Source organism: uncultured Limnohabitans sp. (assembly GCF_937889215.1).
Lineage (GTDB): Bacteria > Pseudomonadota > Gammaproteobacteria > Burkholderiales > Burkholderiaceae_C > Limnohabitans_A.
On record NZ_CALBEX010000590.1, the window covers coordinates 1 to 1150 of the forward strand.

Here is a 1150-nt window from a genome sequence, read left to right on the forward strand (position 1 = left end):
AGGGTGCCCTGCCCCAACACGCTGCGCGCCATCAAGTCGCCCCCCATCAGCCGGGCCAGTGATCTCGAAATCTCCAAGCCCAGACCCGAACCCGACTGGGACCGCGTGAGCGAAGCGTCACCCCAGTGAAAGCGCTGAAATAAACTTTTTTGCGTCGCGTCGGACATGCCTATGCCGGTATCGGCGATCTCAATTTGCCAATCGACCCGCCCCGCCTCTGGCTGACAGTGCACGCGAACATCGACCTGCCCTTGCTCGGTGTATTTCACGGCATTGCCCAGCACATGGTTCAGGATTTGCCGAAAGCGCACCGGGTCGAGCAGAACAAGTCCCGGTGATGGCAGATCCCCAGTCAAGTTCATTTGCAGGCCTTTTGATTCAGCTTGCACCGACATGTCACTGTGCACTTGCGCCAACACATTAGCCATGTTCACAGGCTCTGGCCTGAGTTGGACTTTCCCGGCTTCCAAAGCCGACACATCCAACACATCGTTGAGGACATTCAACAAATGGGTCGCGCTGCCCTTGGCCGTTTGGAGCCAATCAAGCTGCTGTGCACTGAGCTCGGTTTTTTCGAACAAAGCCAGCATGCCCAAAATTCCGTTGAATGGGGTGCGCAATTCATGGCTCATATTGGCCAGAAAACGGCTTTTACCCAAATTGGCGCTTTCCGCTTGCTCCTTGGCCAGCATCAGCTGGATGTGCAATCGCGCCTGGGCTCTTTGGGCTTGGGTTTGCTTGCGCTCATGCACATACAAGCCCCCCGCACCCACCAGCAGGCCCAAAATCTGCGCCATGGTGAGCCAAGCAATCCAGCGGCTTTGCTCGCGCACGGTAGACACCTGGTGGTGCACCCATTCGCCCATGACGATGTCGGATGCAGTGTTCAAGGCCTGCACATCCGGCTTCATTTGCCGCAGCTCGGTCATCAAGCCTGTCCAAGCGGGAGAGGCCCAATTCTTCCCGTCAGCCAGTGGGGTGCTGGCCGCCATCCATGACGTCAAGCGTGGCACCAATGCACTGAACTCTTCACGGTGCTGAACCCGCGACAGGCTCGGGCTGTTGAGCAGCAAATTCACGCGGCTGAACAAAATGTCAAAACGCATGGATCTTTCCATGCTCATCGTCTCGGGGGGGGGCATCGAGCCGG

Annotated in this window: 1 protein-coding gene; it reads right to left on the bottom strand. The window is 57.7% G+C overall.

From position 1 onward, the window contains the following. On the bottom strand, positions 1–1106 hold a 1106-nt coding region (locus Q0341_RS14825; RefSeq protein WP_299514905.1), incomplete at its 3' end, for an ATP-binding protein. Positions 1107–1150 lie beyond the last annotated feature (44 nt).